General features: G+C 61.8%; 25 protein-coding genes. 22 read left to right on the plus strand and 3 right to left on the minus strand.

Features of this window, described 5'->3' with window-relative positions; genetic code table 11:
• Nucleotides 1-16: 16 nt before the first annotated feature.
• From KI235_RS05245 to KI235_RS05335, 19 genes are all read left to right on the plus strand, one after another.
• The gene (locus tag KI235_RS05245) at nt 17-1,231 is read left to right on the plus strand and encodes an IscS subfamily cysteine desulfurase (RefSeq protein ID WP_003197994.1); all 1,215 of its coding nucleotides are present in this window, start codon (nt 17-19) and stop codon (nt 1,229-1,231) included.
• A gap of 43 nt (nt 1,232-1,274) precedes the next feature.
• Complete coding sequence (gene iscU / locus KI235_RS05250) at nt 1,275-1,661, plus strand: Fe-S cluster assembly scaffold IscU (RefSeq protein ID WP_003185157.1); 387 nt, start codon at nt 1,275-1,277, stop codon at nt 1,659-1,661.
• A gap of 25 nt (nt 1,662-1,686) precedes the next feature.
• The gene (gene iscA / locus KI235_RS05255; RefSeq protein ID WP_003185155.1) at nt 1,687-2,010 is read left to right on the plus strand and encodes an iron-sulfur cluster assembly protein IscA; all 324 of its coding nucleotides are present in this window, start codon (nt 1,687-1,689) and stop codon (nt 2,008-2,010) included.
• An 8-nt stretch (nt 2,011-2,018) separates the two neighbouring features.
• Nucleotides 2,019-2,540, plus strand: a complete 522-nt coding sequence (hscB, locus tag KI235_RS05260; protein ID WP_003197997.1) for a co-chaperone HscB — start codon at nt 2,019-2,021, stop codon at nt 2,538-2,540.
• A gap of 50 nt (nt 2,541-2,590) precedes the next feature.
• Entirely contained in the window at nt 2,591-4,453 is a 1,863-nt protein-coding gene (gene hscA, locus KI235_RS05265) for a Fe-S protein assembly chaperone HscA (protein WP_212795577.1), read from the plus strand.
• A gap of 3 nt (nt 4,454-4,456) precedes the next feature.
• Nucleotides 4,457-4,798 (plus strand): ISC system 2Fe-2S type ferredoxin, encoded by a 342-nt coding sequence (gene fdx / locus KI235_RS05270; protein ID WP_003198002.1) that lies wholly within the window; start codon nt 4,457-4,459, stop codon nt 4,796-4,798.
• Nucleotides 4,799-4,811: 13 nt separating this feature from the next.
• Nucleotides 4,812-5,012 carry a Fe-S cluster assembly protein IscX gene (gene iscX / locus KI235_RS05275; RefSeq protein WP_003198004.1) on the plus strand — a complete coding sequence of 67 codons (201 nt, stop codon included), beginning with the start codon at nt 4,812-4,814 and terminating at the stop codon, nt 5,010-5,012.
• 88 nt (nt 5,013-5,100) lie between these two features.
• Nucleotides 5,101-5,526 carry a nucleoside-diphosphate kinase gene (gene ndk / locus KI235_RS05280; RefSeq protein ID WP_003185145.1) on the plus strand — a complete coding sequence of 142 codons (426 nt, stop codon included), beginning with the start codon at nt 5,101-5,103 and terminating at the stop codon, nt 5,524-5,526.
• Between the two features lie 28 nt (nt 5,527-5,554).
• Nucleotides 5,555-6,703 (plus strand): 23S rRNA (adenine(2503)-C(2))-methyltransferase RlmN, encoded by a 1,149-nt coding sequence (gene rlmN, locus KI235_RS05285; protein ID WP_003198007.1) that lies wholly within the window; start codon nt 5,555-5,557, stop codon nt 6,701-6,703.
• A 12-nt stretch (nt 6,704-6,715) separates the two neighbouring features.
• Nucleotides 6,716-7,474 (plus strand): type IV pilus biogenesis/stability protein PilW, encoded by a 759-nt coding sequence (pilW, locus tag KI235_RS05290; RefSeq protein ID WP_003198009.1) that lies wholly within the window; start codon nt 6,716-6,718, stop codon nt 7,472-7,474.
• Nucleotides 7,474-8,496 carry a RodZ family helix-turn-helix domain-containing protein gene (locus tag KI235_RS05295; protein ID WP_003198012.1) on the plus strand — a complete coding sequence of 341 codons (1,023 nt, stop codon included), beginning with the start codon at nt 7,474-7,476 and terminating at the stop codon, nt 8,494-8,496. Before pilW ends, KI235_RS05295 begins: the two co-directional genes overlap by 1 nt.
• Nucleotides 8,497-8,499: 3 nt before the next feature.
• Complete coding sequence (ispG, locus tag KI235_RS05300; protein ID WP_003185136.1) at nt 8,500-9,609, plus strand: flavodoxin-dependent (E)-4-hydroxy-3-methylbut-2-enyl-diphosphate synthase; 1,110 nt, start codon at nt 8,500-8,502, stop codon at nt 9,607-9,609.
• 22 nt (nt 9,610-9,631) lie between these two features.
• The gene (gene hisS, locus KI235_RS05305) at nt 9,632-10,921 is read left to right on the plus strand and encodes a histidine--tRNA ligase (protein ID WP_003198015.1); all 1,290 of its coding nucleotides are present in this window, start codon (nt 9,632-9,634) and stop codon (nt 10,919-10,921) included.
• 40 nt (nt 10,922-10,961) lie between these two features.
• A complete protein-coding gene (locus KI235_RS05310) occupies nt 10,962-11,603 on the plus strand; it encodes a tetratricopeptide repeat protein (protein ID WP_003198017.1) in 642 nt (213 codons plus the stop codon).
• Complete coding sequence (gene bamB, locus KI235_RS05315; RefSeq protein ID WP_003198019.1) at nt 11,596-12,747, plus strand: outer membrane protein assembly factor BamB; 1,152 nt, start codon at nt 11,596-11,598, stop codon at nt 12,745-12,747. Before KI235_RS05310 ends, bamB begins: the two co-directional genes overlap by 8 nt.
• Before the next feature lie 133 nt (nt 12,748-12,880).
• Entirely contained in the window at nt 12,881-14,353 is a 1,473-nt protein-coding gene (der, locus tag KI235_RS05320) for a ribosome biogenesis GTPase Der (RefSeq protein WP_003198021.1), read from the plus strand.
• Between the two features lie 234 nt (nt 14,354-14,587).
• Nucleotides 14,588-15,736 (plus strand): pyridoxal phosphate-dependent aminotransferase, encoded by a 1,149-nt coding sequence (locus tag KI235_RS05325; protein ID WP_027913132.1) that lies wholly within the window; start codon nt 14,588-14,590, stop codon nt 15,734-15,736.
• Nucleotides 15,724-16,515 (plus strand): amidohydrolase, encoded by a 792-nt coding sequence (locus tag KI235_RS05330; protein ID WP_003198024.1) that lies wholly within the window; start codon nt 15,724-15,726, stop codon nt 16,513-16,515. The genes KI235_RS05325 and KI235_RS05330 overlap by 13 nt, the downstream gene beginning before the upstream one ends.
• Nucleotides 16,516-16,583: 68 nt before the next feature.
• Complete coding sequence (locus tag KI235_RS05335; RefSeq protein WP_003198027.1) at nt 16,584-17,003, plus strand: hypothetical protein; 420 nt, start codon at nt 16,584-16,586, stop codon at nt 17,001-17,003.
• Between the two features lie 597 nt (nt 17,004-17,600).
• Here KI235_RS05335 and leuA read toward each other — a convergent pair.
• The 3 genes from leuA to xseA form a co-directional block, all read right to left on the minus strand.
• Entirely contained in the window at nt 17,601-19,280 is a 1,680-nt protein-coding gene (gene leuA, locus KI235_RS05340; RefSeq protein ID WP_003198029.1) for a 2-isopropylmalate synthase, read from the minus strand.
• A gap of 446 nt (nt 19,281-19,726) precedes the next feature.
• Complete coding sequence (locus KI235_RS05345; protein ID WP_003198031.1) at nt 19,727-20,548, minus strand: peptidoglycan DD-metalloendopeptidase family protein; 822 nt, start codon at nt 20,546-20,548, stop codon at nt 19,727-19,729.
• 3 nt (nt 20,549-20,551) lie between these two features.
• Complete coding sequence (xseA, locus tag KI235_RS05350; RefSeq protein ID WP_003198033.1) at nt 20,552-21,931, minus strand: exodeoxyribonuclease VII large subunit; 1,380 nt, start codon at nt 21,929-21,931, stop codon at nt 20,552-20,554.
• 220 nt (nt 21,932-22,151) lie between these two features.
• Here xseA and KI235_RS05355 point away from each other — a divergent pair, with 220 nt between their 5' ends.
• The 3 genes from KI235_RS05355 (at nt 22,152) to guaB (ending at nt 25,250) form a co-directional block, all read left to right on the plus strand.
• Nucleotides 22,152-22,919 (plus strand): sulfite exporter TauE/SafE family protein, encoded by a 768-nt coding sequence (locus KI235_RS05355; protein ID WP_003198035.1) that lies wholly within the window; start codon nt 22,152-22,154, stop codon nt 22,917-22,919.
• A gap of 70 nt (nt 22,920-22,989) precedes the next feature.
• Nucleotides 22,990-23,538, plus strand: coding sequence for a hypothetical protein (locus tag KI235_RS05360; protein WP_003198037.1), 549 nt, complete (start codon nt 22,990-22,992; stop codon nt 23,536-23,538).
• A 242-nt stretch (nt 23,539-23,780) separates the two neighbouring features.
• Entirely contained in the window at nt 23,781-25,250 is a 1,470-nt protein-coding gene (gene guaB / locus KI235_RS05365) for an IMP dehydrogenase (RefSeq protein WP_028237046.1), read from the plus strand.
• Nucleotides 25,251-25,258 lie beyond the last annotated feature (8 nt).

Consider the following 25,258-nt stretch of genomic DNA (forward strand, 5'->3'; position numbering starts at 1 on the left):
ATTTAGGAGAGAGTCCATGAAATTGCCGATTTACCTTGATTACTCAGCGACCACCCCGGTTGACCCGCGTGTTGCGCAAAAAATGAGTGAATGCCTGCTGGTCGACGGAAACTTCGGTAACCCGGCGTCCCGTTCCCACGTGTTCGGCTGGAAGGCCGAAGAGTCGGTCGAAAACGCCCGTCGCCAGGTCGCTGACCTGGTCAACGCCGACCCGCGTGAAATCGTCTGGACCTCCGGTGCCACTGAATCCGACAACCTGGCAATCAAGGGCGTCGCGCATTTCTATCACACCAAGGGCAAGCACCTGATCACCTCCAAGATCGAGCACAAGGCTGTCCTGGACACCATGCGCCAACTGGAGCGTGAAGGCTTCGAAGTCACCTACATCGAGCCAGGTGAAGACGGCATCATCACTCCAGCCATGGTCGAAGCCGCCCTGCGCGACGACACCATCCTGGTTTCGATCATGCACGTGAACAACGAAATCGGCACCGTCAACGACATCGCGGCCATCGGCGAGCTGACCCGTTCCAAGGGCATCCTGTTCCACGTCGACGCGGCCCAGTCCACCGGCAAGGTCGACATCGACCTGTCCAAGCTGAAAGTCGACCTGATGTCGTTCTCGGCCCACAAGACCTACGGCCCTAAAGGCATTGGCGCGCTGTACGTCAGCCGCAAGCCGCGTGTTCGCCTCGAAGCGACCATGCACGGCGGCGGTCACGAGCGTGGCATGCGTTCTGGCACCCTGGCGACCCACCAGATCGTCGGCATGGGCGAAGCCTTCCGTGTAGCCAAGGAAGACATGGCTGCCGAGAACGTGCGCATCAAGGCCCTGAGCGACCGCTTCTTCAAGCAGGTCGAGGACCTCGAAGAACTCTACGTCAACGGCAGCATGACCGCCCGCGTACCGCACAACCTGAACCTGAGCTTCAACTATGTTGAAGGCGAGTCGCTGATCATGGCGCTCAAGGATCTGGCCGTGTCGTCCGGTTCGGCCTGCACCTCGGCATCGCTCGAGCCTTCGTACGTACTGCGCGCCCTGGGCCGCAACGACGAACTGGCCCACAGCTCGATCCGCTTCACCTTCGGCCGCTTCACCACCGAAGAAGAAATCGATTACGCCGCGCAGAAAGTCTGCGAGGCCGTTACCAAGCTGCGCGCTCTGTCGCCGCTGTGGGACATGTACAAAGACGGCGTCGACATTTCGAAAATCGAGTGGGCGGCGCACTGAAGAAGTCGCCACCAGAGCGACTCACTGATGAGGATTAAAGCAAATGGCATATAGCGAAAAGGTCATCGACCACTACGAGAACCCGCGCAACGTCGGCAAGATGGACGCGCAGGATCCTGATGTCGGCACCGGCATGGTCGGCGCCCCAGCGTGCGGCGACGTCATGCGCCTGCAGATCAAGGTCAACGAGCAAGGCATCATCGAAGATGCCAAGTTCAAGACCTACGGCTGCGGTTCCGCGATCGCGTCCAGCTCCCTGGCCACCGAGTGGATGAAGGGCAAGACCCTTGATGAAGCCGAAACCATCAAGAACACCCAGCTGGCCGAAGAACTGGCCCTGCCGCCAGTGAAGATCCACTGCTCGGTACTCGCCGAAGACGCCATCAAGGCCGCCGTTCGCGATTACAAGCAGAAGAAAGGCTTGATCTGATCCGCGTTACGGTAAGGAGTTTTCCATGGCTATCCAGATGACAGAAGCGGCAGCTAACCATATCCAGCGCTCACTTGCGGGGCGCGGCAAGGGCGAGGGTATCCGCCTGGGTGTTCGCACCACGGGCTGTTCTGGCCTCGCCTATGTACTGGAATTCGTCGACGAAGTGGGCGAAGACGATCAGGTGTTCGAGAGTCATGGTCAGAAAGTGATCATCGACCCGAAAAGCCTGACGTACCTGGACGGCACCGAACTGGATTTCGTCAAGGAAGGGTTGAACGAAGGCTTCAAGTTCAACAACCCCAACGTGCGCGGTGAATGTGGCTGCGGCGAAAGCTTCAACATCTGAGGCAGCTTGTGGGTACTCCTTGTCATTTTGCGTTGTTCCAGATGCAGCCTGCGTTCCAGCTGGATCTCGACCAGTTGTCCGCGCGTTATCTGGAATTGGCCCGTGGTGTCCACCCGGACCGCTTTGCTGACGCCTCCGAAGCCGAGCAGCGCCGGGCGCTTGAGCAGTCTGCGAACCTCAACGAGGCGTACCAGACACTCAAGAGTCCAGCCAAGCGCGCGCGTTACCTGCTCGCCATCAGCGGCCATGAGTTGCCGCTGGAGGTCACGGTCCACGATCCCGAGTTTCTTTTGCAGCAGATGCAATGGCGCGAAGAGCTCGAAGACCTGCAGGACAGCGCCGACCTGGCCGGTGTCGCGGTATTCAAGCGCCGCTTGAAAGACGCCCAGCACACATTGAACGAAAGCTTCGCAGCCTGCTGGAACGATGCCGCGCAGCGCGAACAGGCCGAACGCCTGATGCGGCGCATGCAGTTCCTCGACAAGCTCACCTACGAAGTGCGCCAGCTCGAAGAGCGCCTCGACGATTAACCCAGTGCCGCTCCGGTCGCACGCCTGATTACAGATAAGTCCTGATTACGATGGCCCTACTGCAGATCGCCGAACCCGGCCAAAGTCCACAACCGCACCAGCGTCGCCTGGCTGTCGGGATTGACTTGGGTACCACCAATTCCCTGGTCGCTGCCTTGCGCAGCGGTCTTTCCGAACCGCTGGCCGATGAGCAAGGGCAAGTGATCCTGCCGTCCGCCGTGCGCTATCACGCCGATCACGTCGAAGTGGGCGAGTCGGCCAAGCTGGCCGCCGCCGCCGATCCGTTGAACACCATCGTCTCGGTCAAACGCTTGATGGGCCGTGGTCTGTCCGACGTCAAGCAATTGGGCGACCAACTGCCGTACCGCTTCGTCGGTGGCGAATCCCACATGCCGTTCATCGAAACCGTACAGGGCCCGAAAAGCCCGGTAGAGGTTTCCGCCGACATTCTCAAGGTCTTGCGCCAGCGCGCCGAAGCGGCACTGGGCGGTGAATTGGTGGGCGCGGTCATTACCGTCCCGGCTTATTTCGACGATGCCCAGCGCCAAGCCACCAAGGATGCCGCCAAGCTCGCCGGCCTGAACGTGCTGCGCCTGCTCAACGAGCCGACGGCCGCTGCGGTGGCGTATGGCCTGGACCAGCATGCCGAAGGCCTGGTCGCCATCTACGACTTGGGTGGCGGTACTTTCGATATTTCGATCCTGCGCCTGACTGGCGGTGTCTTCGAAGTCCTGGCCACCGGCGGCGACAGCGCCCTGGGCGGCGATGACTTCGACCACGCCATCGCCGGCTGGATCATCGAGCAAGCCGGTTTGTCCGCTGACCTCGACCCGGGTGCGCAACGCCATCTGCTGCAAACCGCCTGCGCCGCCAAGGAAGCCTTGACCGACGCCGCCACGGTTGAAGTCGCTTATGGCGACTGGAAAGCCGCGCTGACCCGCGAAGCCTTCGATGCCCTGATCGAACCCATGGTCGCCCGCAGCCTCAAGGCCTGCCGCCGTGCCGTGCGCGATTCCGGCGTAGAGCTCGAAGACGTCAAGGCCGTGGTCATGGTCGGTGGTTCGACCCGCGTACCTCGGGTTCGCGAAGCCGTGGCCGAGGCCTTTGGCCGCCAGCCGCTGACTGAAATCGACCCGGACCAGGTGGTTGCCATTGGCGCCGCGATCCAGGCCGATACCCTGGCCGGCAACAAGCGCGATGGCGGCGAACTGCTGCTGCTCGACGTGATTCCGTTGTCCCTGGGCCTGGAGACCATGGGCGGCCTGATGGAGAAGGTGATTCCGCGTAACACCACCATCCCCGTTGCCCGCGCCCAGGACTTCACCACCTATAAAGACGGCCAGTCGGCCATGATGGTCCACGTGCTGCAAGGCGAGCGTGAGCTGATCAGCGACTGCCGCTCCCTGGCTCGCTTCGAATTGCGCGGCATCCCGCCGATGGTGGCGGGTGCGGCGAAGATCCGCGTGACCTTCCAGGTCGATGCCGACGGCTTGCTCAACGTCTCCGCCCGCGAACTGGGTTCGGGCGTGGAGGCGAGCATCCAGGTCAAGCCGTCCTATGGCCTGACCGACGGCGAAATCGCCAAGATGCTCAAGGATTCCTTCCAGCATGCCAGCGACGACAAAGTCGCCCGTGTGCTGCGCGAGCAGCAGGTCGACGCCCAGCGCCTGATCGAAGCCGTGCAAGGTGCCCTTGAGGCTGACGGCGACCGTTTGTTGGATGCCGAAGAGCGCATGGTCATCGAGCTGCAGATGCAGGAATTGTCCGAATTGATCAAAGGCACCGATGGCTATGCCATCGAGCAGCAGACCAAGCGTCTGTCGCACGTCACCGACGCCTTTGCTGCCCGCCGCCTGGACTCGACGGTGAAAGCCGCCCTGGCGGGGCGCAACCTGAATGAAATCGAGGAATAACTGATGCCGCAGATCATTTTTCTGCCACACGCCGAGCATTGCCCGGACGGTATGGTGGTAGAGGCCGAAACCGGCAAGTCCATTCTTGAAGTGGCCCACGACAACCACATCGAGATCGAGAGCGCCTGCGGCGGTGTCTGTGCCTGCACCACGTGCCATTGCATCATTCGCGAAGGTTTCGACTCGCTGAATGAGGCCGATGAGCTGGAAGAAGACTACCTTGATAGGGCCTGGGGCCTGGAACCGACGTCGCGCCTGACCTGTCAGGCCAAGGTCGGTACCGAAGACCTGGTGGTCGAAATCCCGAAATATTCGCTTAACCATGCGGCCGAAGCGCCGCACTGATGGTGACACTGTCATGAGCTATGGTTGGAATGATGTACAACGCATCGCAGAAGAACTGGCCGAAGCCAAGCCGGACGTGGATCCGCTGAAGGTCAATTTCGTCGATCTGCAGCACTGGATCATGGAGCTTCCCGGTTTCGACAGCACCTCTGGCCGTTGCGGCGAGAAGGTCTTGGAAGCGGTCCAGGCGCTCTGGATCGAAGAAATCGACTGATCGACCTGGCAGGTTAGGCAATACCCCTGAACCCGCGTATAATTCGCGGGTTTAATTTTTCGCAAATTACCGTTTCTGGAGTTACACCATGGCTGTTCAACGTACTTTCTCCATCATCAAGCCTGACGCCGTTGCTAAAAACGTGATCGGCAAGATCGTTACCCGCTTCGAAGACGCTGGCCTGCGCGTTGTAGCTTCGAAAATGAAGCAACTGTCCAAAGCCGAAGCCGAAGGCTTCTACGCTGAGCACAGCGAGCGCGGTTTCTTCGGTGAGCTGGTTGCTTTCATGACTTCCGGTCCGGTTGTCGTTCAGGTGCTGGAAGGCGAAAACGCTATCGCTCGCAACCGTGAGCTGATGGGCGCTACCAACCCTAAAGAAGCTGCTGCCGGCACCATTCGCGCTGACTTCGCCGAGTCCATCGACGCCAACGCCGTTCACGGTTCGGACTCCGAAGCCGCTGCTGCTCGCGAAATCGCTTACTTTTTCGCTGCTACTGAAGTAACCGCTCGCTAAGCATTGGCTTGAGAGTGAAGGTGAATCCATGACTACATCGACTGTTAAAACCAATCTGCTGGGGCTGACCCAGCCGGAAATGGAGAAATTCTTCGACTCGATCGGGGAGAAGCGTTTCCGTGCCGGTCAGGTGATGAAATGGATTCACCACTTTGGCGTCGACGACTTCGACGCCATGACGAATGTCGGCAAGGCCCTGCGCGAAAAGCTCAAGGCTGTTGCCGAGATTCGCGGCCCCGAAGTGGTCAGCCAGGACATTTCCAGCGACGGCACCCGCAAGTGGGTGGTGCGCGTGGCGTCCGGCAGCTGCGTCGAGACCGTCTACATTCCCCAGGGCAAACGCGGCACCTTGTGCGTTTCGTCCCAGGCAGGCTGTGCCCTGGACTGCAGTTTCTGCTCCACCGGCAAGCAAGGCTTCAATAGCAACCTCACCGCCGCCGAAGTGATCGGCCAGGTGTGGATTGCCAACAAATCCTTTGGCAGCGTCCCGGCGACCGTCGACCGTGCCATCACCAACGTGGTGATGATGGGCATGGGTGAGCCGCTGCTGAACTTCGACAACGTCGTTTCCGCCATGCACCTGATGATGGACGACCTGGGCTACGGCATCTCCAAGCGCCGCGTGACCTTGTCCACTTCCGGCGTGGTGCCGATGATCGATGAGCTGGCCAAGCACATCGACGTCTCCCTGGCGTTGTCGCTGCACGCACCCAATGACGCATTGCGTAACCAATTGGTGCCGATCAACAAGAAATATCCGCTTAAGATGCTGCTCGAGTCGTGCCAGCGCTACATGTCGTCCCTGGGCGAAAAGCGCGTGCTGACCATCGAGTACACGCTGCTCAAGGATGTGAACGACAAGGTCGAACACGCGGTCGAGATGATCGAGCTGCTCAAGAACATCCCGTGCAAGATCAACCTGATTCCGTTCAACCCGTTCCCGCATTCCGGTTACGAGCGTCCGAGCAACAACGCGATTCGTCGCTTCCAGGATCAGCTTCACCACGCTGGCTTCAACGTCACCGTGCGCACCACCCGCGGCGAAGACATCGACGCCGCCTGTGGCCAATTGGTAGGACAGGTGCTGGATCGCACCCGTCGCAGCGAACGCTACATTGCCGTGCGTGAGTTGAACGCCGCGGACGATGCGGTGCAAAACGCTGCGAACAGTCACTAAGAGAGGAACTCTATGTCCCTGCGCTTCGCGCTCGTTTTGCTGTTGGCCGGCCTTTGTTCCGGTTGTGTCCTGTCGGGTGACTACAACCCGATGAGGACCAGCAAAGGGCGCGACGAGGCGCGTGTGGCCTACGTGCAACTGGGCATTGGCTACCTGCAGCAGGGCATGACCGAACGGGCCAAGGTGCCGCTCAAGAAAGCCCTGGAGCTGGACGATTCCGACCCGGACGCCAACGCGGCCCTGGCCCTGGTGTTCCAGGCCGAGATGGAACCGGAGCTGGCCGACCAGCATTTTCGCAAGGCGCTGTCTGCCCGCCCGCAAGACGCACGGATCCTGAACAACTACGGCAGCTTTCTTTTCGAGCAGAAACGTTACAAGGAAGCCTACGAGCGCTTCGAGCAGGCTGCCGCCGACACCCTTTACCCTGAGCGTTCGCGGGTTTTCGAAAACCTCGGCATGACGGCCGCGCAGCTGGGCCAGCGTGACCTGGCCCGCCAGCAGCTGGAAAAGGCGCTGCGGCTCAACCGCCAGCAACCGCGGGCGCTGCTGGAAATGGCTGAGTTGTCCTACGAAGACAGGCATTATGTGCCCGCGCGTGACTACTACGAGCGTTTTAGCCTGCTGAGCGAGCAAAATGCACGTAGTCTATTGCTCGGCGTTCGGCTGGCACATGTGTTTGAAGATCGCGACAAGGCTGCAAGTTACGGCCTGCAACTCAAAAGACTCTATCCCGGTACGCCGGAATATCAGCAATACCTGTCGGAGCAATGATGAAAGCGGCGCATCCCGAAGTTGTAGCAGCGACTCGCGTAAATCCTGGTGAGACCCTGCGTCAAGCCCGCGAAAGCAATGGTTGGTCGCTGGCCGAAGTGGCCCTCAAGCTCAATCTCACCGTGGCCTCCTTGGGCAATCTGGAAGCGGGCGCGTTCGACAAGCTGCCTGGGCATACCTTCGCCCGCGGCTATATCCGCGCCTATGCCAAGTTGCTCGGCATGGACCAGACCGTGCTGGTCCAGCAATTCGATCAATACACCGGTTCCGATGCCCAGGGCAGCAACGTGCACAGCCTGGGTCGCATCGAGGAGCCGGTTCGCGTTTCCCACACCATTTTGCGAATCGTCAGCCTGTTGCTGCTGATCGCGGTGATTGGTGGCGGTTTTGTCTGGTGGCAGGATCAGGCTTCCTTGCGCAACAAAGAGCCGGTCGCCATGAACCCTGAGCACGTTGAGGTCGAAGGCGCCGACGGCACCACCCAGATCCATCCGCTGGACGAGCCGGAAGACCAGGCTGTCGTCGAAGGCCAGGCCGAAGGCGAAACCGCCCTGGCGTTGCCACAGGGCCAGGACGCCGCCGATGCCGAAGCGGGTGCCGAGCCGGCTGTTCCAGCCCCTGTGCCAGCTGCACCAACAGCGCCGACTGCACCGATTGCCACCGCCCCTGCCGCACCGAGCACGCCAGCGCCAACCGCGACTGCGCCTGCGACCCACGCGGCTCCAGCCGCGCCAGTTGTTCCGGCAGCCCCGGCGGCCCCGACCCCGGCTCCAGCGGCAGGTGAAGGCCAGGTACAGATTCAGTTTGTCGCCGACTGCTGGACGCAGATCACCGACGGCAACGGCAAGGTGCTGTTCAGTGGCCTCAAGCGCAAGGGCGACAGCACCTCCATCAACGGCAAGCCACCCTTTGCCGTACGCCTGGGTTATGCCCGTGGCGCGCAGGTCAGCTACAACGGCCAGCCGGTCGACATCGCTCCGTTCACCAGTGGCGAGACCGCTCGCCTGAAGTTGGGTCAATAAGTCATGCACGGCGAATCTCCAATCAAGCGTCGCGAATCCCGAAAAATCTGGGTCGGCAACGTGCCCGTGGGCGGCGATGCGCCTATCGCTGTGCAGAGCATGACCAACAGCGACACCAATGACGTGGCCGCCACGGTCGCCCAGATCAACCGCCTGGAAGCCGCCGGTGTCGACATCGTGCGGGTATCGGTGCCAGACATGGACGCCGCCGAGGCGTTCGGCAAGATCAAGCAACTGGTCAAGGTGCCCTTGGTGGCCGACATCCATTTCGACTACCGCATCGCCTTGCGTGTGGCCGAGTTGGGCGTCGATTGCCTGCGTATCAACCCGGGCAACATCGGTCGCGAAGACCGTGTCCGTGCCGTGGTGGATGCCGCCCGCGACCGGGGCATCCCGATCCGCATCGGCGTGAACGCCGGTTCCCTGGAAAAAGACCTGCAGAAGAAATACGGCGAACCGACCCCCGCGGCACTGGTGGAGTCGGCCCTGCGCCACGTCGAGCACCTCGAACGCCTGAATTTCCAGGACTTCAAGGTCAGCGTGAAGGCGTCCGACGTGTTCATGGCCGTCGAAGCCTACCGCCTGCTGGCCAAGGAAATCGTCCAGCCGCTGCACCTGGGCATCACCGAAGCCGGTGGGTTGCGTTCGGGCACGGTGAAATCCGCCGTCGGCCTCGGTATGCTGCTCGCCGAAGGGATTGGCGATACCATCCGCATCTCGTTGGCGGCTGACCCGGTCGAGGAAGTGAAAGTCGGCTACGACATTCTCAAGTCCTTGCACCTGCGTTCCCGTGGCATCAACTTCATCGCCTGCCCGAGCTGCTCGCGGCAGAATTTCGATGTGGTCAAGACCATGAACGAGCTGGAAGGGCGCCTTGAAGACCTGCTGGTGCCGCTGGATGTCGCGGTGATCGGTTGCGTGGTCAACGGGCCGGGCGAAGCCAAGGAGGCCCATATCGGCCTGACTGGCGGTACACCGAACCTGATTTACATCGACGGCAAGCCGTCGCAGAAACTGACGAATGACAATCTGGTGGATGAGCTGGAACGGCTGATCCGCCAGAAAGCGGCCGAAAAGGTCGAAGCCGACGCAGCGGTCATCGCGCGCGGTTAAGTCGAAAGATTAAGGAATACACGTGAGCAAGTCCCTGCAAGCCATTCGTGGCATGAACGACATCCTGCCCGAGCAGACGCCCCTGTGGCGCTATTTCGAGGGCACCGTGGCGCGTCTGCTGGATAACTACGGCTATCGGCAGATCCGCATGCCGATCGTCGAGTTCACCGAGCTGTTCAAGCGCTCCATCGGCGAAGTGACCGACATCGTCGAAAAAGAGATGTACACCTTCGACGACCGCAACGGCGATTCCCTGACCCTGCGCCCCGAAGGCACGGCGGCCTGCGTGCGTGCGGTGCTCGAGCACGGCATCACCGGCGGCGGTCAGGTGCAGAAACTCTGGTACGTCGGCCCGATGTTCCGTCACGAGCGTCCGCAGAAAGGCCGTTATCGCCAGTTCCACCAGATTGGCCTGGAGGTGTTCAACCTCGAGGGTCCGGACATCGATGCCGAGCTGATCGTCATGACCTGGCGCCTGTGGGGCGAGCTGGGGCTTCGCGATGCGGTCAAGCTTGAGCTCAACAGCCTGGGCACCAGCGAGTCCCGTGGCCGCTACCGTGAAGCGTTGGTGGAGTTTCTTTCCGCCCACCTGGACAAGCTCGACGAAGACAGCCAGCGCCGTCTGAAGACCAACCCGCTGCGTGTGCTCGACACCAAGAATGCCGAGACCCAAGCGGTTCTGGTCGACGCGCCGAAAATGGCCGACTACCTCGACGACGAATCCCGTGCACACTTCGAAGGGCTGAAGGCGCGCCTCGACGCCGTGGGCATCCCTTACGTGATCAACCCCAAGTTGGTCCGTGGCCTGGACTACTACAGCAAGACCGTCTTCGAGTGGGTCACCGACAAGCTCGGCGCCCAGGGCACCGTGTGTGCCGGCGGCCGCTACGACGGGCTGGTTGAGCAGATGGGCGGCAAGCCGACCCCGGGCGTGGGCTTTGCCATGGGCATCGAGCGCCTGGTGCTGATGCTTGAAGCCTTGGACAAGGTCCCCGAAGAACTGGCCCGTCAGGTCGACGTCTACTTGTGCGCCTTTGGCGAGGCCGCCGAGCTGGCAGCCCTGTCGTTGAGCGAGCGGATCCGCGACCAGTTGCCCAACCTGCGCCTGCAGATCAACGCCGGTGCTGGCAGCTTCAAGAGCCAATTCAAGAAGGCCGACAAGAGCGGTGCGCTGTACGCACTGATCCTCGGTGACGACGAACTGGCCCAACAAGTGGTAGGTTTCAAACCCCTGCGTGGCCAGGGCGAACAACAAAGCATTGCCTGGGATGCGCTTGCTGCACACCTGGCCACCTGCGTCGTGCAGGGTTGAAGCTGTCAAACAGCCGATTTAGCGATTAAGGAGTATTGGGGTGTCGAGTACCGAAGATGAACAGCTGGCGGATTTGAAGGACTGGTGGACGCGCAACGGCAAGCCGCTGGTCACTGGCGGCCTGTTGGCGCTGGTCATCGTGTTCGGCTGGCAGGCCTACCAGAAATACCAGAGCAACCAGTCGCAAGGCGCCTCGGTGCTCTACCAGCAATTGCTGGAAACCACCCTGACCCCGGACGGCAAGCCTGACGCTGCCCGCGTGGCGGACCTGGCCGGCAAGCTGGACAAGGAATTCGGCGGCACCGCCTACGCCCAATACGGTCGCCTGTTCGTGGCCAAGGTGGCGGTGGACAGCGGCAAGCTGGACGACGCGGCCACCGAGCTCAAGGGTATCGTCGACAAACCGGCCAACCCGACCCTGGGCGAAGTGGCGCGTCAGCGCCTGGCGCAGGTGCTGGCGGCACAGAACAAGGCCGAAGACGCCTTGAAGCTGCTCGACGGTGATGCCGACAAGGCATTCCTGGCGACCCGCGAAGAACTCAAGGGCGACCTGCTGGTACAGCTGGGCCGTGCCGATGAGGCCCATGCGGCCTACCAAAAAGCCAAGGCTGCGCTGTCGGATGAAGCCGCAGTCGGTGGCCTGCAAATCAAGCTGGACGACCTGGCCAAAGGGGATGCGTGACGTGATCCGTTGGAAACATGCAGCATTGCTGGCTCTGGCCATTCTGGCCGCGGGTTGCAGCAGCAACAGCAAGAAAGAACTGCCTCCGGCCGAACTGACCGACTTCAAAGAAGAAGTCGTGCTGCAGAAGCAGTGGAGCCGTTCCATCGGCGATGGCCAGGGCGAAACCTACAACATGCTGGTGCCGGCCATTGACGGCGACACCATCTATGCAGGTGATGTCACGGGCGTGGTGATGGCGATGGACCGCACCAACGGCGATGTCAAATGGAAGAAAGATCTTGAACTGCCTGTTTCCGGCGCCGTTGGCGTGGGTTACGGCCTGGTCATGATCGGCACGCTCAAGGGCGAGATCGTCGCCCTGGACGCGAGCAGCGGTGAAGAGAAATGGCGCGCCCGCGTGACCAGTGAAGTGCTCGCACCGCCGGCCACCAACGGTGACGTGGTGGTGGTCCAGACCCAGGACGACCGTCTGATCGGCCTGGATGCCGCTACCGGCAACCAACGCTGGTTGTACGACAGCACCCCGGCGGTACTGACCCTGCGCGGCACCAGCGCGCCAGTCGTCACCAACCGCCTGGCGGTGGCTGGTTTGTCGACCGGTAAAGTGGTGGCCCTGGATATTTCCAACGGCGTGCCGGTCTGGGAACAGCGCGTAGCGATCCCGCAAGGTCGTTCGGAGCTGGAGCGTGTGGTCGACATCGACGGCGGCTTGCTGCTGTCTGGCGGCACACTGTACGTCGCCAGCTACCAGGGCCGCGTTGCAGCATTGGACCTGGAAAGCGGTCGTCCGCTGTGGCAGCGCGATGCGTCCAGCTACGCCGGTGTCGCCCAAGGCTTTGGCAGCGTCTACGTGAGCCTGTCCTCGGGCACCGTCGAAGGTGTTGACGAGCGTTCCACCACCGCCTTGTGGAGCAACGACTCCCTGGCCCGTCGTCAACTGTCGGCCCCGGAAGTGTTCTCCAGCTACGTCGCAGTGGGTGACCTGGAAGGTTACCTGCACCTGCTCAGCCAGGTGGACGGTCGTTTCGTCGGCCGTGAGCGCATCGACAGCGACGGCCTGCGTGCCCGTCCGCTGGTGGTGGGCAACATGATCTATGTGTATGGCAACAGCGGCAAACTGGAAGCCCTGACCATCAAGTAAGACTATGCTTGGGGCTAATCCCCCAAGCGGCCTTGTTCACAAGGTTTGCAGGGCTTGCACAGACTGCCCCGAGCACCAGCCGCTGCCTCGCAGCGGCTTTTGTATTTTCTGAAATAACGAAGTGGAGAGCCGCATGGTTCCCGTAATCGCCCTGGTGGGCCGACCGAACGTCGGCAAGTCCACCTTGTTCAACCGCCTGACCAGGACTCGCGACGCCATTGTCGGCGACTTGTCCGGTCTGACCCGTGATCGCCAATACGGTGAGGCCAAGTGGCAAGGGCGTACCTATATTCTGGTCGACACCGGCGGCATCTCCGGTGATGAACACGGCATGGACGAAAAAATGGCCGAGCAGTCGCTGCTCGCCATTGAAGAAGCCGATGTGGTGCTGTTCCTGGTAGACGCCAAGGCCGGTTTTACCGCCGCCGACCAGATGATCGCCGAGCATTTGCGCAAGCGTAACAAGCGTTCCTACGTGGTCGCCAACAAGGTCGACAATATCGACCCGGACATGGCCCGCGCCGAATTCGCACCGTTGGGCATGGGCCAGGCGATCCCGATCGCCGGCGCCCACGGTCGTGGCATCACCCAGATGCTGGAAATCGCTCTGGAGAGTTTCCCGAAAGACGACGTGGAAGAGCCGGAAGAGGGCGAGGAAGAGATCGTTGCCGAAGGCGAGGAAGCCAAGCGCATTCCTGGCCCGAGCGAAAAGGACGGGATCAAGATCGCCATCATCGGCCGCCCGAACGTGGGCAAGTCGACGCTGGTCAACCGCATGCTCGGCGAAGACCGGGTCATCGTCTACGACCAGCCCGGCACCACCCGCGACAGCATCTACATTCCCTTCGAGCGTAACGAAGAGAAGTACACGCTGATCGACACCGCCGGTGTGCGCAAGCGCGGCAAGATCCACGAAGAAGTTGAAAAGTTCTCCGTGGTCAAGACTCTGCAAGCGATCAAAGACGCCAACGTGGTGATCTTCGTGATGGACGCCCGCGAAGGCGTGGTCGATCACGACTTGAACCTGCTGGGGTTCGCCCTGGAAGCCGGTCGTGCGTTGGTCATCGCGATCAACAAGTGGGACGGCATGACGCCGAGCGAACGGGATTTCGTGAAGATCGAATTGCAGCGTCGCCTGTTCTTCGTCGACTTCGCCGATATCCACTTCATCTCGGCTCTGCACGGCACGGGCGTGGGCAACCTCTACGCTTCGGTGCAGAACTCGTTCAAGTCGGCGGTGACCCGCTGGCCGACCAACCGCCTGACCCAGATCCTCGAAGATGCGGTAGGCGAGCACGCGCCACCGATGGTCAACAACCGTCGGATCAAGCTGCGCTACGCCCACTTGGGCGGTGCCAACCCGCCGATTATCGTGATCCACGGTAACCAGATCGAGAAGGTGCCCAAGTCGTACGTTCGTTACCTGGAGAACACCTACCGTCGCGTCCTGAAGCTGGTCGGCACGCCGATCCGCATCGAGTTCAAGGGCGGCGAGAACCCGTACGAAGGCAACAAGAACACGCTCACCGACCGCCAGGTCAACAAGAAGCGCCGCTTGATGTCGCACCACAAGAAGGCCGACAAGAAGCGCCGCGACAAGCGCTGATTCAGTCTGGATCTGGGATCTGGACCTGTGGACCTATGGAACTGTGGGAGCAAGGCCTTGCTCCCACAGTCTTGGCCTCACAGTCTTGCCTACCACAGCTCTGGCTCCCACAGGGCATGAGTCTTCAGCATGAGAAGGGTGCCCTGGGTGGCACCCTTTTTCATGCCCGGCGATTGGGCTATCCTCGAGCTCTCCCGCGCCGCACCAGAGCCGGGTGCAGAGCAGGGACCCTTCATGATCACCAGCAAGTTGCCGAATGTCGGCATCACTATTTTCACCCAGATGTCCCAGCTCGCCGCGCAAACGGGCGCGCTGAACCTGTCCCAGGGCTTTCCCGATTTCGATGGTCCGCAGGCCCTGCGCGATGCGGTCGGCCGGCACATTGCCCAAGGCCATAACCAGTATTCGCCCATGACCGGCCTGCCGGCGCTGCGCCAGCAAATCGCGGCGAAGATCGCCCGCAGCTACGGCGCCAGTGTCGATGCCGATCAGGAAGTCACCGTGACCCCGGGCGCGACCCAGGCGATTTTCTGTGCCATCGCGGCGGTGGTCCACAGCGGCGACGAAGTGATCGTCTTCGACCCCAGCTACGACAGCTACGAGCCCGCCGTGCTATTGGCCGGCGGGCGTTGCGTGCACGTGCCATTGGGCCTGGATGATTTCGCCATCGACTTCGAGAAGCTCGGCGAAGCCCTGAGCCCGCGTACACGCATGATCATCCTCAACTCGCCGCACAACCCCAGCGGCGCCCTGATCAGCCGCGCCGAACTGGATCAGTTGGCGACGCTGATTCGCGACCGTGACATCTACCTGGTCAGCGACGAGGTCTACGAACACCTGGTGTTCGACGGCGTCGCCCACGCCAGTGTCCTGGCCCATGAAGAGCTATACCGCCGCGCCTTCGTGGTCAGTTCGTTCGGCAAGACCTACCACGTCACCGGCTGGAAAACCGGCTACGTGGTGGCGCCAGCGGCCCTGACGGCGGAACTGCGCAAGGTGCACCAGTACGTCAGCTTCTGCGGCGTGACGCCCTTGCAGTACGCCCTGGCCGACTATATGGCCGAGCATCCGGAACACGTCGATGAGCTGCCGGACTTCTACCAGGCCAAGCGCGACCTGTTCTGCGATTTGCTGGCGCCGTCGCGGTTCAGCTTCAAGCGCGTGACCGGCACTTATTTCCAGTTGGTGGACTATTCGCAGATTCGCCCGGACCTGAATGACGTCGACATGGCGGTGTGGATGACCCGTGAGCATGGCGTGGCGACGATTCCGATCTCGGTGTTCTACCAGCACCCACCACAAGGCCGGCGCCTGGTGCGCCTGTGCTTTGCCAAACGCGAGGAGACGCTGCGCGAAGCGGCGCAAAAGCTATGCGTGATTTGAGTACATTGCCAGACCTCGACATTGCCCTGGTCCAGACCACCCTGGCCTGGCACGACCGCCGGGCCAACCTGGAGCATTTTGAAGCGCTGCTTGAGCAGGCGCGCGGGGCTGACCTGATCATCCTCCCGGAAATGTTCACCACCGGTTTCTCCATGGAGTCCGAGACCCTGGCGGAGCCGGAGAACGGCCCGACGCGCCAATGGCTCAAAGCCCAGGCTGCGAAGCTGGACGCGGTGATCACCGGCAGTGTGATCATCCAGGCCGCTGACGGCAGCCATCGCAATCGCCTGCTCTGGGCGCGGCCGGATGGAGAGGTGCTGCATTACGACAAGCGCCATCTGTTTCGCATGGCGGGGGAGCACAACCACTACACCCCGGGTGAGCGACAGGTGCTGTTCGAACTCAAGGGCTGGCGGATTCGTCCGCTGATTTGCTACGACCTGCGCTTCCCGGTCTGGAGCCGCGACGCCGAGGACACCGACCTGCTGCTGTACACCGCCAACTGGCCCGGGGCGCGGCGTCTGCACTGGAATCGGCTGTTGCCGGCCCGGGCGATCGAGAACCTGTGCTACGTGGCGGCGGTAAACCGTGTTGGCACCGACGGCAAGGGCTTCGCCTACACCGGTGACAGCCAGGTGCTGGATTTCCAGGGCGAGAGCTTGCTCAGCGCCGGCGAGGCGGATGGTGTGTTCAAGGTGTGCTTGAACGCAGCGGACCTGGCGGCGTATCGCACGCGGTTTCCGGCGAACCTGGATGCCGACTCGTTCGAATTCATCTAACTGAAACGTTTCAACCCTTCAGGAACGGTGTTGCGTGCCGATAACCGGTCAGCCAAGGAGAAGTCCCTATGACCAGTATCAGCGCAACCACCGTCAACCCTTATCCATTGTCAGCCCCTAAAGTCTCCATCCGTGGGGCTGAAGAAGAGAAAGCGGTCAGTCCAGTGGCATCGACTGACAGCAGCGAAGACAAAGACAAGAAATTGGAAGTCGACACCAGCGGCGCGAATATCGCAGGTGCGGGTGGCAGCAGCGGCAGCGGCGATGTCATCGAACAACTGAAGAAGCAGATCGAACAGACCGAGAAGTTGCTGGCCGAACAGCAAGCCCAGCTAGCTCGGGTGCAAAAAAGCCGGGCTGATGAGGAGCAGAAAGCTCAGGAAACCATGGCGATCCAGACTCAGATCATGGCGACCCAAGCCACATTGCAGACCCTGCAGGCCGCTCTGTTGCAGGCAATGACTGTCTCGATCGATACCCATGCCTGACATTTTGGTTGTCTGACAGGCCGCCATCGCGAGCAAGCTCGCTCCCACAGGGGGGGGCAGCGCCGCTATCCAAATGTGGGAGGAGCAGAAAGCTCAGGAAACCATGGCGATCCAGACTCAGATCATGGCGACCCAAGCCACATTGCAGACCCTGCAGGCCGCTCTGTTGCAGGCAATGACTGTCTCGATCGATACCCATGCCTGACATTTTGGTTGTCTGACAGACCGCCATCGCGAGCAAGCTCGCTCCCACAGGGGGGGGCAGCGCCGCTATCCAAATGTGGGAGGAGCAGAAAGCTCAGGAAACCATGGCGATCCAGACTCAGATCATGGCGACCCAAGCCACATTGCAGACCCTGCAGGCCGCTCTGTTGCAGGCAATGACTGTCTCGATCGATACCCATGCCTGACATTTTGGTTGTCTGACAGACCGCCATCGCGAGCAAGCTCGCTCCCACAGGGGGGGCAGCGCCGCTATCCAAATGTGGGAGCGAGCTTGCTCGCGATGAGGCCCTACCAGACCACACAAAACCATCAGCCAAACAAAAAGGCCCCAGGGTTCACACCCCGGGGCCTTTTTGATTTTTCAGCGCCCGATCAGGCCGCTTTGGCTTCCGGCTGGCTCAGCGACCGGTTCAGTGCACTGAACAGCGCCTTGAAGCTGGCGGTGGTGATGTTTTCATCAATGCCCACGCCGTGCACCGCACGCTCGCCGTTGACCCGCAGTTCGATGTACGCCGCCGCCTTGGCATTGGTGCCGGCGCCGATGGCGTGTTCGTTGTAGTCCATGATCTCCACCGGAATTGGCAGGCCGGCCACCAGGGCTTCCAGCGCGCCGTTGCCCTTGCCGCGCCAGTGCAGGTTGGTCTCGCCCTGGCCCTTGCTCGCCACTTCCACTTCCACGGCGCTGTTGCCGTTTTCTTCCTGCAGGCGATGGCTGACCAGCGCGTACGGGGTGTTGGCTTGCAGGTATTCACGCTGCAGCAGGGCGTGGATCTGCTGGGCAGTCATTTCCAGGCCCAGGCGATCGGTTTCGCGCTGTACTACCTGGCTGAACTCGATCTGCATGCGACGCGGCAGGCTGATGCCGTATTCCTGTTCCAGCAGGTAGGCGATGCCGCCCTTGCCCGACTGACTGTTGACGCGAATCACCGCCTCGTAGCTGCGGCCAATGTCGGCCGGGTCGATCGGCAGGTAAGGCACTTCCCACAGACCGTCCGATTTCTGCTGGGCGAAGCCCTTGCGGATGGCGTCCTGGTGCGAGCCGGAGAACGCGGTGTGGACCAGGTCGCCAACGTACGGATGACGCGGGTGTACCGGGATCTGGTTGCATTCCTCGACCACTTTGCGCACGCCGTCGATGTCGGAGAAGTCCAGCTCAGGGTTGATACCCTGGGTGTAGAGGTTCAGCGCCACGGTCACCAGGTCGACGTTACCGGTGCGTTCGCCGTTGCCGAACAGGCAGCCTTCGACACGGTCGGCGCCGGCCATCAGGCCCAGCTCGGTAGCGGCCACGCCGGTGCCACGGTCGTTGTGGGTGTGCAGGCTGATCAGCACGCTGTCACGACGGGTGATGTTGCGGTGGAACCACTCGATCTGGTCGGCGTAGATGTTCGGCGTGGCGACTTCCACGGTAGCGGGCAGGTTGAGGATCACCTTGCGCTCTGGCGTCGGATTCCAGACTTCGATCACCGCGTCGCAGACTTCCTTGGCGAACTCCAGCTCAGTGGCGCTGAAAGTCTCTGGCGAGTATTCGAACTGCCATTGGGTTTCCGGTTGCTGCGCGGCGTATTTGACGAACAGCTTGGCCGCGTTCACCGCGATTTCCTTCACGCCTTCCTTGTCCTGGTTGAACACGATGCGGCGGAACGACGGGCAGGTGGCGTTGTACAGGTGAACGATGGCCTTTTTCGCGCCGCGCAGGGATTCGAACGTACGGGCGATCAGGTCTTCACGGGCCTGGGTCAGCACCTGGATGGTGGTGTCGTCCGGGATGTGGCCTTCTTCGATGAGGGTACGCACGAAGTCGAAGTCGGTCTGCGAAGCGGCTGGGAACGAAGCTTCGATTTCCTTCACGCCCACCGCGACGAGGGTTTTCCAGAAGCGCAGCTTCTTGACCGCGTCCATCGGCTCGATCAGCGACTGGTTGCCGTCACGCAGGTCGGAGCTGCACCAGATCGGCGCGGCGGTGATGGTCTTCGACGGCCAGGTGCGGTCCGGCAGGTTGATCGTCGGGAAAGCACGGTATTTGGAAGACGGGTCTTTGAGCATGCTCATGGGGAAATCCTTATTGTCGTGGCCGGAAAGAGGCGGCCTGCCGGTGGTTCTATGGGGGTGGCTTCACAGCCGGGACGAGGTGCCGCGATTCAGCCCGGCAGTCGTGCGCTGACGAGGCACAGGCTGCGGTGCTGGCGAAGCTGAATGAGGGTGTGAGAGGTTTTCATGCCTTCAACCCTAACCGCGTGAGGAGAGGATCGCAAGCAGTCGGAAAAAATTGAGATAAGTTCTGCTTTTAGGCGGGTTTGCGAGATTTAATCGCGCATGTATCAGGTACGGATGTCAGAAATTGCGTCGATGTTTTGAGCTTGGCAATTCAAAGGAGGGGGTGATGCGGCTGCCGTCATCGCGAGCAAGCTCGCTCCCACAGGAGATCTATGTCGCACTGAAGATCAAATGTGGGAGCGAGCTTGCTCGCGATGAGGCCAGTAGCCCCACCATCCCATTCAGGGTTGGAAAGCTCCGATAAAAATCGCCGGATCCACCCGCGCATCGTTCAGGCTGATGTTCCAGTGCATGTGCGGCCCCGTCGCGCGGCCGGTGGCGCCGACCTTGCCCACTACGGTGCCCCGGGCCAGTTGCTGGCCGACCTTCACGTCGATCTTCGACATGTGGCAGAACATGCTGATGAAGCCCTGGCCATGGTCGACGAACACGGTGTTGCCATTGAAGAAGTAGTTGCCGGTGAGGATCACCTTGCCGGCGGCCGGGGTCTTGATCGGCGTGCCGGCGGGCACGGCGAAGTCCAGGCCGGCGTGGGGGTTGCGCTCTTCGCCGTTGAAGAAGCGGCGCACGCCGAACTTGCTCGACAGCGGGCCGTCGACCGGTTTGTCCAGCAGCAGGTTGCTGGGGATGTTCGGGCTGAAGCTGCGATAAGCCTTCAGTTGCACCGTCAGCTCGGCGTCGATGCGCTTGAGGTCCGCCGGGTTCGGGTTGACCTGGCGCTTATTCTTCAGGGTGATGTGTTGCTCGGGGTACTTCTTGTAGCCGACCACGAACGGCTGGGTGCCGCCGCCACTGCTGATCTGCTGGGTGCCGGGCTGGACCGTCAGCGGGATGCCGACAATCGCCAGCCAGTTGTCCTGTTCCTTGACCACCAGCACCGGCTTGCCCTGGTAACTGGCTTTCGGTGCCTTGGCGGCGCTGCCCAGGTCTACCACGGCCACGCCGCCGGGCACTGGTTTGTTCAGCAGGCGGGTAATGTAACTGTCGGCGTGGGCGTTGAAGGTCAGGCACAGCAAGAGCAAGGGGGCGAGATATCGCGGCATGAATCAATCCAGTAAAGAAAGGGTGACCGGCGTCAGGTGATTGTCTTCGACCCGTACCAGCAATTCGCCTTCGCCGAGCTTGGCGGTCAGGCGCTGGCCGGTCTGGGTTTGCCCGGCACTGCGGATCGCCTGGCCGCGTTCGTCGAGCAAAATGCTGTAGCCGCGGCCGAGGGTCGCCAGGGGGCTGACAATGTGCAGCGTCTGCATCTGGTTGTGCAATTGCACGCGGCGGTTTTTCAGACCTTCGCGCATGGCCCGGGGCAGGCGTTCGGCCAGGCTGTCCAGGCGCTGGCGCAGCAAGGCCAGTTGCCGGCCCGGATGTTGCCCGGCCAGGCGGGTTTCCAGGCGGATCAGGCGTTCGCGGCGGGTATTGAGGCTGCGCTCGAACGCCCGGCGCATGCGCATGTCCAGGTCGTCGAGGCGCTGGGCTTGCTGGCGCAGGCGTTCGCCGGGGTGACGCAGGCGTCGGGTGAGGCCTTCGAGACGCAGTTGATCGCGCATCAGCCGGTCACGCATGCGCATCACCAGCCGGCGATGCAGGCTTTCGACCCGACGCACCAGGTCGCCGGCATCCGGGGCCAGCAGTTCGGCGGCGGCGGACGGGGTCGGGGCGCGTACGTCGGCGACGAAATCGCTGATGGACACGTCGGTCTCATGGCCTACGGCGCTGACGATCGGCGTGACGCAGGCATCCACCGCCCGGGCCACGGCTTCTTCGTTGAAGCACCACAAGTCTTCCAGCGAACCGCCGCCCCGGGCCAGGATCAGCGCATCGAAACCACGGGCGTCGGCCAGCTTCAGGGCGCGGACGATTTGTGCGGTGGCTTCGCGGCCTTGCACGGCAGTGGGAATCAGGGTCAGGGCAATCTGCGGCGCGCGGCGACGGAACACGCTGATGATGTCGCGGATCACCGCGCCCGTGGGTGAACTGATAATACCGATGCGTTGCGGATGGGCCGGCAACGGCACCTTGCGTTCGGCGCTGAACAGGCCTTCGGCGCTGAGCTTTTCCTTCAAGGCATCGAAGGCCAGGCGCAGTGCGCCATCGCCGGCCGGCTCGACGGTGTCGAGGATCAGTTGATAGTCGCCACGGCCTTCGAACAGCGAGACCTTGCCGCGCACTTTCACCGCCAGCCCGTCTTTCAAGGCCTGGCGCACCCGCGCGGCATTCTGCCGGAACAGCGCACAACGCACCTGGGCGCCACTGTCCTTGAGGGTGAAGTACACATGGCCGGAGGCCGGACGGGCGAGGTTGGAGATTTCGCCCTCGACCCAGATGTTGCTGAACACGTCTTCAAGCAACACCCGCGCACGGCCGTTGAGCTGGCTGACAGTCAGGACCTCGCGGTCCAGGCCCAGTCGGGCAAAGGGATCTTTAATCATGGGCGGCATGATAAGGGGATTCGCCGGTGGTGTGCAGACAATTAGACCGGGTTGCCTGCATCGCGAGCAAGCTCGCTCCCACAGGAGATCTATGTCGCACTGAAGATCAAATGTGGGAGCGAGCTTGCTCGCGATAGCGATAGGCCAATCACCACAAATGCTGGAAGTAACCCCCCGCATCTGGCTAAAGTCGCCGCTTTCGCCATCAAGGAAGTGCCGGATGAGTCTTCTCCCATGGTTGGGCCAATGGGCATTTGCCCCCACGCAATGGCTGGTGATCGGCTCGGCCATTGCCCTGGCCTATATCGTCTTCGGTATCGCCGGGTTCGGCACAGCGCTGGTGGCCGCGCCCATTCTGCTGCTGTTCATGCCCCTGTCGAAAATCGTCCCGCTGCTGGTCTTGCTGGATTTTGTCGCGGCCTTCGGCAACTTGCTGCCGTCGCGTCGGGACGTGTCCCGGCCGGAGCTGCTGCGGTTGTTGCCGTGCATGGCGCTGGGCTGCACCCTCGGGGTGATTTTCCTGCTCAACCTCAAGTCCGACCTGTTGTTGCTGCTGATGGGGGTGTTCATCAGTTGCTATGCGATCTACAGCCTGCTGATCAAGACCCGGCCGACGCAGTTGTCATCGCTGTGGGCGGTTCCGATGGGCACGGTGGGCGGGATGTTCGGCGCGTTGTTTGGCAGTGGCGGCTTTTTATATGCCATCTACCTGAACAGTCGCTTGCCCAAGGACCCGGCCCGAGCCACGCAAAGTGCCCTGATCAGTTGCAGCACCGTGGTGCGCCTGAGTCTGTTTATCGTGGCCGGGGTCTATGCCGAGCTACCCTTGTTGGTACTGGCGCTGTGTTTGTTGCCGGCCATGGCGCTGGGGTTGTGGGTAGGGCGTCGCTTGACCATGAAGATGTCGCGAGAGGCATTCGTGCGGCTGGTCACCTGGCTGGTGCTTGCCAGCGGCCTCGCGTTGATCGGGCGCTACCTGAGTGCTTGACCTGGCCCCGCCAGGGATTAAGCTGCCGGCCTTTGATCAGACCCTGCCAGGGAAACAGCCAGGCCTCGCCATGAACTCGCAAAGCATCATCGTTCCGAAAATTTCCACCCTGCCGGTCCACGAGCCTCGGGCCCGGGCGATCGTGCGCTGGCTGGTGCGCAAGAATATCGTCGAAGAACAACTGACCACCTGCGGGCGCACCGGCAATCGCATGGCCCACGCCATCGCCCCCGGAGCCCGCGAGGTGGTCCTGCATCCCGAAGCCTTGCCGTTCGGTGAAGCGATCAATGGCCTGGAGATCATCACCAAGCGCTGCATCTATACACCGGCCAAGGGCTTTCTCGAAGAAGCCGGTTGCGCCGAGTGCCGCAAGGAAGTCGGCGAAGCGCTGTTCGAAAGCCTCGAAGACTGGATGCCGGCGCGCACCGACAACTTCACTTGCCCCGAATGCGGTCATGAAGACGACATCAACGGCTTCCTGTTCCTGCAGCCCTGCGGCTTTTCCAACCTGGGGTTCATCTTCAACAACTGGCTGGAGGCGGGGTTCAAGCAGGACTTTCTCGATGAGTTCGCCGATTGGCTCGATCAGCCGGTGAGTTGGGTGAAGGTGGAGTTGTAAGGACACCGATGAGCGAGTGTGGGAGCGAGCTTGCTCGCGATGGCGTCGGGTCAGTTGGTGCGGTGTTGACTGATACGCCGCCATCGCGAGCAAGCTCGCTCCCACAGGGAATGTGCTGGCAATCGGGCAGTGATTTAGCCCGTCAATCAGCCCGGCAATAATAGACAGAGTTTTACATTGAGCCAGACGGGGTCCATGAGTATAATGGCGCGCTTCCATTTTCCCGCTCGGGAGCCCCCGCGATGCTGCGTATCAGCCAAGAAGCTCTGACCTTCGACGACATTCTCCTAGTGCCCGGTTATTCCGAAGTACTGCCTAACGAAGTCAGTCTCAAAACCCGTCTCACCCGTGGCATCGAACTGAATATCCCCCTGGTTTCCGCCGCCATGGACACCGTGACCGAAGCCCGTCTGGCCATTGCCATGGCCCAGGAAGGCGGTATCGGTATCATCCACAAGAACATGACCATCGAACAGCAGGCCGCCGAAGTGCGCAAGGTCAAGCGGTTCGAGGCTGGCGTGGTCAAGGATCCGATCACCATCGAGGCTGACGCCACGGTCCGGGATCTGTTCGAACTGACCCGCATGCACAACATCTCCGGCGTTCCGGTGCTGCACGATGGCGACCTGGTCGGCATCGTCACCTCCCGCGACGTGCGTTTCGAGAATCGCCTGGATGCCACCGTCCGCCAAGTGATGACGCCTAAAGAGCGCCTGGTCACGGTCAAGGAAGGCACCAACAAGGAAGAAGTCCGCGAGTTGCTGCACAAGCACCGCATCGAGCGCGTGCTGATCGTCGACGACAAATTCGCCCTCAAGGGCATGATGACCGTCAACGACATCGAAAAAGCCAAGGCCTACCCGCTGGCGAGCAAGGACGACCAAGGTCGTCTGCGCGTCGGCGCTGCGGTCGGCACCGGCAAGGACACCGGTGACCGTGTCGCCGCCCTGGTCAGTGCCGGTGTTGACGTGGTGGTGGTCGACACCGCCCACGGCCACTCCAAAGGCGTGATCGACCGCGTTCGCTGGGTCAAGCAGAACTTCCCTGAAGTGCAGGTGATCGGCGGCAACATCGCCACCGGCGCTGCCGCCAAGGCCCTGGCCGAAGCCGGCGCCGACGCGGTCAAGGTCGGTATCGGCCCTGGCTCGATCTGCACCACCCGTATCGTTGCCGGTGTCGGCGTGCCGCAGATCAGTGCCATCGCCAACGTCGCCGCCGCCCTTGAAGGCACTGGCGTGCCGTTGATCGCCGACGGCGGTATCCGGTTCTCCGGTGACCTGTCCAAGGCCATCGTAGCCGGTGCCTCCTGCGTGATGATGGGTTCGATGTTCGCCGGTACCGAAGAAGCACCGGGCGAGATCGAGCTGTTCCAGGGCCGTAGCTACAAGGCTTATCGCGGCATGGGTTCGCTGGGCGCCATGTCCCAGGCCCAGGGCTCTTCCGACCGTTACTTCCAGGACTCCTCCGCGGGTGCCGAGAAGCTGGTGCCGGAAGGCATCGAAGGTCGCGTGCCGTACAAAGGCACCCTGAGCGCCATCATCCATCAACTGATGGGCGGCCTGCGTTCTTCCATGGGCTACACCGGCAGCGCCAACATCGAAGAGATGCGCACCAAGCCGGAATTCGTGCGTATCACCGGCGCTGGCATGGCCGAGTCCCATGTCCACGACGTGCAGATCACCAAGGAAGCGCCGAACTACCGCGTAGGTTAAGGCTTCCA

It is taken from the genome of Pseudomonas sp. St386 (assembly GCF_018325865.1).
GTDB classification, from domain to species: domain Bacteria; phylum Pseudomonadota; class Gammaproteobacteria; order Pseudomonadales; family Pseudomonadaceae; genus Aquipseudomonas; species Aquipseudomonas brassicacearum.